This is a genomic window from Clostridium yunnanense, from assembly GCF_016595795.1.
In the GTDB taxonomy this organism is placed as follows: Bacteria; Bacillota; Clostridia; order Clostridiales; family Clostridiaceae; genus Clostridium_AR; species Clostridium_AR yunnanense.
Window position 1 is genome coordinate 1 of sequence record NZ_JAENHN010000035.1, and the last position, 6,705, is coordinate 6,705.

8 protein-coding genes are annotated in these 6,705 nt (G+C 30.2%); 5 read left to right on the top strand and 3 right to left on the bottom strand.

Annotation, left to right across the window (positions count from 1 at the left end):
- Positions 1 to 277 precede the first annotated feature (277 nt).
- Positions 278 to 1,357 (top strand): AI-2E family transporter, encoded by a 1,080-nt coding sequence (locus tag JHL18_RS11415; RefSeq protein ID WP_200269246.1) that lies wholly within the window; start codon positions 278 to 280, stop codon positions 1,355 to 1,357.
- 27 nt (positions 1,358 to 1,384) lie between these two features.
- Here JHL18_RS11415 and JHL18_RS11420 read toward each other — a convergent pair whose 3' ends face one another.
- Positions 1,385 to 1,693, bottom strand: a complete 309-nt coding sequence (locus JHL18_RS11420) for a winged helix-turn-helix transcriptional regulator (protein WP_183279416.1) — start codon at positions 1,691 to 1,693, stop codon at positions 1,385 to 1,387.
- 197 nt (positions 1,694 to 1,890) lie between these two features.
- Here JHL18_RS11420 and JHL18_RS11425 point away from each other — a divergent pair, with 197 nt between their 5' ends.
- Positions 1,891 to 2,526: an FMN-dependent NADH-azoreductase gene (locus tag JHL18_RS11425; RefSeq protein WP_200269248.1), complete on the top strand. Its 636-nt coding sequence runs from the start codon at positions 1,891 to 1,893 to the stop codon at positions 2,524 to 2,526.
- Between the two features lie 86 nt (positions 2,527 to 2,612).
- Here JHL18_RS11425 and JHL18_RS11430 read toward each other — a convergent pair whose 3' ends face one another.
- Positions 2,613 to 3,029, bottom strand: a complete 417-nt coding sequence (locus JHL18_RS11430; RefSeq protein WP_200269250.1) for a hypothetical protein — start codon at positions 3,027 to 3,029, stop codon at positions 2,613 to 2,615.
- Positions 3,030 to 3,232: 203 nt separating this feature from the next.
- Between JHL18_RS11430 and JHL18_RS11435 the strand changes: the two genes are divergently transcribed.
- A complete protein-coding gene (locus JHL18_RS11435) occupies positions 3,233 to 4,105 on the top strand; it encodes an SDR family oxidoreductase (protein WP_200269252.1) in 873 nt (290 codons plus the stop codon).
- A 134-nt stretch (positions 4,106 to 4,239) separates the two neighbouring features.
- Here the strand turns inward: JHL18_RS11435 and JHL18_RS11440 are convergent, their stop codons facing one another.
- Positions 4,240 to 4,398 (bottom strand): hypothetical protein, encoded by a 159-nt coding sequence (locus JHL18_RS11440; RefSeq protein WP_183279412.1) that lies wholly within the window; start codon positions 4,396 to 4,398, stop codon positions 4,240 to 4,242.
- An 818-nt stretch (positions 4,399 to 5,216) separates the two neighbouring features.
- On the opposite strand from JHL18_RS11440, the gene JHL18_RS11445 reads away from it, so the two are divergent.
- Together JHL18_RS11445 and JHL18_RS11450 are read left to right on the top strand one after the other, a co-directional pair.
- The gene (locus JHL18_RS11445) at positions 5,217 to 5,660 is read left to right on the top strand and encodes a GNAT family N-acetyltransferase (RefSeq protein ID WP_200269255.1); all 444 of its coding nucleotides are present in this window, start codon (positions 5,217 to 5,219) and stop codon (positions 5,658 to 5,660) included.
- Positions 5,661 to 5,791: 131 nt separating this feature from the next.
- On the top strand, positions 5,792 to 6,568 hold the full coding sequence (locus JHL18_RS11450) for an SDR family NAD(P)-dependent oxidoreductase (RefSeq protein ID WP_200269257.1): 777 nt from the start codon (positions 5,792 to 5,794) through the stop codon (positions 6,566 to 6,568).
- Positions 6,569 to 6,705: the final 137 nt, after the last annotated feature.

Consider the following 6,705-nt stretch of genomic DNA (forward strand, 5'->3'; position numbering starts at 1 on the left):
CCAATTAACTTAAGCAGTTTTTAAAACAAAGCAGCTGATAAAACTAAAAACTCTTAGTTTTATCAGCTACTTTTAAACTATTTAAATAAATCGCTCCTGAAAAACTAAAGTTTTTCAGTGCCCTCACTACAAGGGCATTGTTTTTTAGAAACATTATGATGAAGTATACGTTATATCTATGGTATATAGAAATATTTGTAGATATTACTAGGAATACAAACTAACTCCATGGAAAACACTAATATTAGTTAAACTATAAAAACCTTAGGAGAAAATTATGAAGAAGAGAAAACTAATATATAATCTTTTAATAATAAATTTAGTTTTACTAGCAATATTTCTTTATAGCAAGGTACCAACACTAATAGTTTTTGCACATAAAATTACAAAGGTGGTACTCGTACCGGTAATTATAGGAGTGTTCTTCTTTTATCTAGTAAAGCCTTTAAATGATTTTCTTTTAAAAAAGGGAGTGAAAAACGGAATCGCAGCTATGTTGACTTTAATAATAGCAGTTTTAGTGTTATCGGGATTTTTTGTGTTTTTAGGTTCACGCTTAATAAGAGAATTTCAACTGCTTATTTCTAAAGTATCAGATACTTTGCAAAATGATTCGTTTATAAAAGGCTTTAATGATTACTTTACAAAAAACTTAGATTTAGGCTGGGTTTATGAAAAGGTTGTGAGATATATCGAGACATATGTATACATGCTTGGAAAGAGAGGTATGAGAGTATTTAGTTATGCAATGAATTTATTTTCAGTATTATTACTTATACTTGTAATAATATTTTATCAATTAAAAGATGGATTAAAGTTTAAAGAGAGTATTATCAAGTTAGTTCCAGATAAATATAAAGATACGATATCTTCAATCATGAGCGAAAGCAATAAAGTATTGTCTTCTTATGTTACAGGGCAGGCTTGTGTTGCATTATCTTTATCTATTATGGTTTATATAGGGTATAAGATAGTCGGTATGCCTAGTGCTCTTATTTTAGCATCAACCACATTTATATTGGCTTTTATTCCTTTTGTAGGATTCTTTGTCTCAATGATAATACCGTATATTATTGCAATAAGTGTTGGTCTTCATATGATAATAAAACTTACAATATTATTTATGATTGCACAAGGGGTTAAAGGAAGAATTGTGGTTCCTTTAATAATGGCAAAAGCTATGAAGATACATCCATTGACAGACATATTCTTAGTTATAGCAGCTGCTACCTTGATTGGTCCGTTAGGGGCTTTTGCAGTAGTACCAATATACGCAGTGTTTAAAGTTATACTAGTAAAGCTAAACTTAATAACTTCTGATAATAAAATTATATATAACGAAAAAAAACAAAATTAAATGGAAAATCGGCAGTAGTCTGCCGATTTAACTCCATTTTTCAGCCCATTTCTGAATTTCATCCATTGCTGTTTCAAGATCTCTTCCTTTGTCAGTAAGTTCATATTCTATCCTTACTGGGATTTCAGGATATACGGTTCTCTTTATGATACCTTCCTTTTCCAATTCCTTAAAGCGCTCTGTAAGCATTCTTGCACTCATATTAGGAATTGTTTCTGATATATCTGAAAATCTCTTTGGACCACTTAGTAAAGTTCTTATTATTAAGCCAGACCATCTTTTACCGAGTAAGGAAAAAGCTGCTTCAAACTTAGGGCAAAGTTGACACTTATCCATAATAATCATCTCCCAAATTTATTTTATCATATATACTTGACAAAAGTAAGTATGATATATTAATATAGTTACATAAAGTAAGTTGATAATAATTATTAATTAGGTATAATAATTATATAGGACTTAATATCAAAACTCAAGCATATTATTTAGAAGTTATAAAATATATATTTAGTATAAGGAAGGATGATTTAATTATGTCAAAAGTTTTATTTATTACTGCAAATCCAAAACCAGTTGAAGCTTCATACAGCTTAACTGTAGCAAAAGAATTTATTGAGGAATATAAAAAAGCTAATCCTAATGATGAAGTTATTAATATAGATGTTTATAAGGACAATATACCGCTTATAAATGAAGAAGTTTTTGAAGCTTGGGGAAAGTTAGCAGGTGGAGTAGCATTTAATGAACTGTCAGAGGAACAGCAGCAAAAAGTAGGAACTCTGGGTGCTCTAGTTGATCAGTTTGTAAGTGTAGACAAGTATGTGTTTGTATCACCACTTTGGAATTTTGGAATTCCTCCAATGCTAAAAGCTTATATTGATGCTGTATCAGTAGCAGGAAAGACTTTTAAATATACTGAGAGTGGATCAGTAGGTTTATTAACTGGTAAGAAAGCTATACACATACAAGCTAGAGGTGGAATATACAGTTATGGACCAACTGCTGAGTTTGAGCTAGGAGATAGATATATAAAATCCGTTCTTGGATTCTTCGGAATTACAGACTATTCATCTGTAGTAGTTGAAGGTGCAAACTATGCTCCAGATAAAGCTGAAGGAATTAAAAATGCAGCTATAGAAAATGCAAAGGAAGCTGCTAAAAGCTTCTAAAAGTAATATCATAATAATTAAAGTGTGAGCGGTAATATAAAATAACTGCTCACACTTTATAATTTTTAAAAATATATTATATGCTATTACACTGGTAATGGTTTTCTATCCTTTATCAATATATGAATATCTTCGTGAACTTTAACTATAGCATCTATAAATTTGCTATCAGGTAAATCATAGGACCTAGTAAGTATTGTTTTAAGTTCATTTAGTCCTATAAGATATTCAAACTCTTTTCCGCTTTCAAAACCTTCTCTCAATGACATTATTGCTCGAGTATCGCATATTGTACATCTTGCAGTGTCTTCTTCATCACCTAGAAAGTGTATGAATTCAAGTACCTCATCATATTGCACTAATTTAGGATCTACATATACAATTGCAGAAAAAGGATCATTCTTAGCATTTATGTCTATTTTATTAACCCAATAAAATTCAGTTATAGTATTCTCTATTCTAGATTTTAAATCACCACTATCGAGTATTCTTTTATATTCCACTTATATCACTCCTCTCTACAAATATATTTTTTCTATATTTATATGTCTATATACTAGGATTATTCTGCAATAAAGGATTAAGTAATATGAAATTCAATGATTAAACATTTTATGAAAAGGATAAAAGTTTAAGCTAAAAGGAATAATAATTAAGACTTATAGTTTTATATAGCAATTATAAATAATTTTTAGAGGTGATATAAATGGATAAAAATCATAAGTTTCCAACTAGTTTTCCACCACAGCACCAAGATAGACAGCCAGGTTTTGAAAATGAGATGAATCCAAGACCTATTTTTGAAATGGAAGGATATAACCTATCATCAGGCAGATTAAAAGATAAAGTAGCTATAATAACAGGTGGAGATAGTGGCATAGGAAGAGCAGTTTCTATAGCTTTTGCAAAAGAAGGAGCTAAGGTTGCCATTGTGTATTTGCATGAAGAAGATGATGCGGAAGAAACTAAGAGTATAATAGATAAATGTGGAGCTCAGTGTATGCTCATTAGTGGGGATATCGGATATGAAGATTTCTGTGGTCAAGTAGTAAAAAAGGTAATGGATCAATGGGGTAAAATTGACATATTAGTTAATAATGCAGCAGAACAACATGTACAAAATAGCCTTAAGGATATAAGTTCTGACCAGCTTGAGAAAACTTTTAGAACTAATGTATTTGGTGCGTTTTATATGAGTAAGGCAGTTTTACCACATTTAAAATGCGGAGGAAATATAATCAATACCACTTCAATAACAGCTTATAAGGGTAATGAAACCTTAATAGATTATTCATCAACTAAGGGAGCATTAGTAAGTTTCACAAGGGCTCTATCTCAAAGTCTTGCAAAGACGGGAATAAGAGTTAATTCAGTTGCGCCAGGACCAATATGGACACCACTTATACCGGCAAGTTTTTCTGGAGAGGATGTTAAAGACTTTGGTTCGGATACACCTATGGGTAGAGCAGGTCAACCAGTAGAACTAGCTCAAGCCTATGTCTTCTTGGCTTCAAACGATGCATCTTACATATCAGGTCAAACTATACATGTTAATGGCGGTAATATAGTTAATGGATAATGTTACAGGTATATGTATCTAAATAATATACAAACTTAGCATTTAAATATTATATAAATAATTGTATTATACATATTTGTTAAAATAACAATATACTTCCTGATATTTATAAGTAAATACCAGGAAGTAGTAAATTAATCGTCAGCTCTTCTCTCCATATTATGTTTCTCTTTTAATACATCTTCTTGAGATAGTCCTGTTTGATTCATTATTTCAGTTATTCCAACATTATGTTCAAGAAACTTTCTTGCAGACTCCATTTGCTTTTCATGCATACCTTTTCTCTTACCCATAATCAACACTCCTTTCAAAGTTATTATTTGATTAATCTTATTTATTTAAACTAGAATAAAAAGAGAGTTACACTAAGCTATAGAATTACTAACAAAAAATTAGTAAAATAGGATATAATAATTTTTTATGTTCTATGACTGTGATGAAATTAAGATGCCACTACATACGATACTTTAATCTTAGGAACTGTTAAAGCAATGTGTAAAATTAAGTGGTTATTCATCCGATGCTTGAATGAGCTTACGCAAAGAATTAATATGATTTTGTCATATTCCACCGATGCATCACTTCATAACTAATCTTATATTTTCAAATTCTCTGCTAAGAAACCAGCAGAGTTTTGAAAAAAGTTTAATGATTGAAGTGTTGCATCTTTAGCTAAAACTGTAAACTCACTACGTTTGAACAGTACAGTTTTTACTTTTTAATAATCCATGTATTTTATAAATCTTTCATATCTTAAATTTAAGAAATTGAAAATGTTATATTATTAAAAAGTAAAAAGTAAGAATATATCGCCTGCCAGAATTTCTTCACATACGTTCAGAAAAGGCAGATGCGTAAAAAAATCACTAATAAAGGACGATTAGCGATTTTTTAGAGCCATTCCATCTGAAAAAATCATTTAATTCTAATAGCTTGCTCATATAGCATCTCTTGCATAACCATTTAATTTTAAAAATAATATTTAACAGAACTATTCTAAGTGTTTGTTCATATAGTATCTCCGTAGTGCCACCTTAATTGAATAATATTAGTCACATAAAATTAAGCCAAACAACAATATACATTCAATAACTTTAAAAGGAGAAATAAAATGGAGTGGATTATAAAGCATTTTAGTGATTTAAATATAGAAGAACTTTATGAAATCGTAAAATCAAGAAATGAAGTATTTATAGGAGAGCAGGAAGTTAAGGAGCAGGATTTGGATGATAGAGATAAAGACTGTTATCATCTTTTTGCAACTGATAATAATGGAAGAGTGGTTGCTTATTGCAGAATTCTTAAGGCTGGAGTAGCTTATAAAGATCCTTCTATAGGGCGTGTACTAGTTACAAAAAGTCATAGAAAAATGGGACTTGCTAATAGGATGATGGTAAAAGCAATTGAATTTATAAAAAATGAATTAGATGAAGATAATATAACATTATCAGCGCAAGAATATGTGGTTGAGTTATACGAAGGTTTAGGATTTAAGAGAAAATCTGAAGTTTACATGGAAGCCGGAATTCCTCATATCAAAATGAGATATGAATAAAAAATTCTCTTATCGAAACTTAAGTTATACTTGTTTGAAAATCACGGCTTTTGGTGATTTTCGAGCACGTGTAACTTAGTAGTTGAGTTGAGAATTTTAAGGGGTTCCTATGTAGAAACTGGAGAAAAATAATGAATAATAAGTATACGTTAATAACTGGAGCAACTTCTGGTATAGGTTATGAATTAGCTAAGCTTTTTGCAGAAGATAAAAACAATTTAATTATAGTTGGAAGAGATAAAAGAAGGCTAGAAGAAGTAAAGGTTGAACTTGAGGAAGCAAATTCTATAAAGGTGCATTTTATAGAGGCAGATTTAAAACTAGAAACTTCTGTGGAAAAAGTAATCAAATTTGTTGATGAAAATAATTTAACTGTGGAAAACTTAGTGAATAATGCTGGGTTTGGTTCTTTTGGGCATTTTCATGAAGTTGATGCAGAAAAAGATTTAGATATGATTAAAGTTAATATATATGCATTAACTAGACTTACTAAGATATTTCTTCCTAAAATTATTGAGTTAGGCAAGGGTGGAGTTTTAAATGTTGCATCTACAGCAGCCTTTGCTCCTGGACCTAAAATGTCGGTTTACTATGCAACTAAAGCTTATGTATTATCATTGACTGAAGCATTAGGAGAAGAGCTTAAGAACACTAATATAAAAATAACAGCGCTTTGTCCTGGTCCTGTAAAGACTAACTTTCAAAGCCGGGCGGAAGTTGTTAAGTCTGAAAAAGCTAAAAAATACATGATGGATGCTGAAACTGTGGCTTACATAGGCTATAAAAACTTTTTAAAAGGAAAGCTAATTGTTATACCAGGATTAAAAAACAAAATTATGATTCAGGCATTAAGAATGGCGCCAAGAAGTGCTATAAGAAAGATAATAAAAGGTGTTAATACAAAATAGGAGCTAGATTTAGCAATGTCATTAAGTTAATATTTTGCCACAGCAAAATTAAAGTCAATTGAAAGTGTATATGCTTTCAATTGACTTTTTTCTTTTCTTTGCCATATTTTTTTACATGCAAATAAAACAGAGCCGTA

What these genes read in the sequence shown, in the direction of transcription:
- JHL18_RS11435 (WP_200269252.1), top strand. Translation starts at nt 3,233, where the DNA reads ATGGATAAAAATCATAAGTTTCCAACTAGTTTTCCACCACAGCACCAA.
- JHL18_RS11450 (WP_200269257.1), top strand. Translation starts at nt 5,792, where the DNA reads ATGAATAATAAGTATACGTTAATAACTGGAGCAACTTCTGGTATAGGT.
- JHL18_RS11425 (WP_200269248.1), top strand. Translation starts at nt 1,891, where the DNA reads ATGTCAAAAGTTTTATTTATTACTGCAAATCCAAAACCAGTTGAAGCT.
- JHL18_RS11420 (WP_183279416.1), bottom strand. Translation starts at nt 1,693, where the DNA reads ATGGATAAGTGTCAACTTTGCCCTAAGTTTGAAGCAGCTTTTTCCTTA.
- JHL18_RS11440 (WP_183279412.1), bottom strand. Translation starts at nt 4,398, where the DNA reads ATGGGTAAGAGAAAAGGTATGCATGAAAAGCAAATGGAGTCTGCAAGA.
- JHL18_RS11445 (WP_200269255.1), top strand. Translation starts at nt 5,217, where the DNA reads ATGGAGTGGATTATAAAGCATTTTAGTGATTTAAATATAGAAGAACTT.
- JHL18_RS11415 (WP_200269246.1), top strand. Translation starts at nt 278, where the DNA reads ATGAAGAAGAGAAAACTAATATATAATCTTTTAATAATAAATTTAGTT.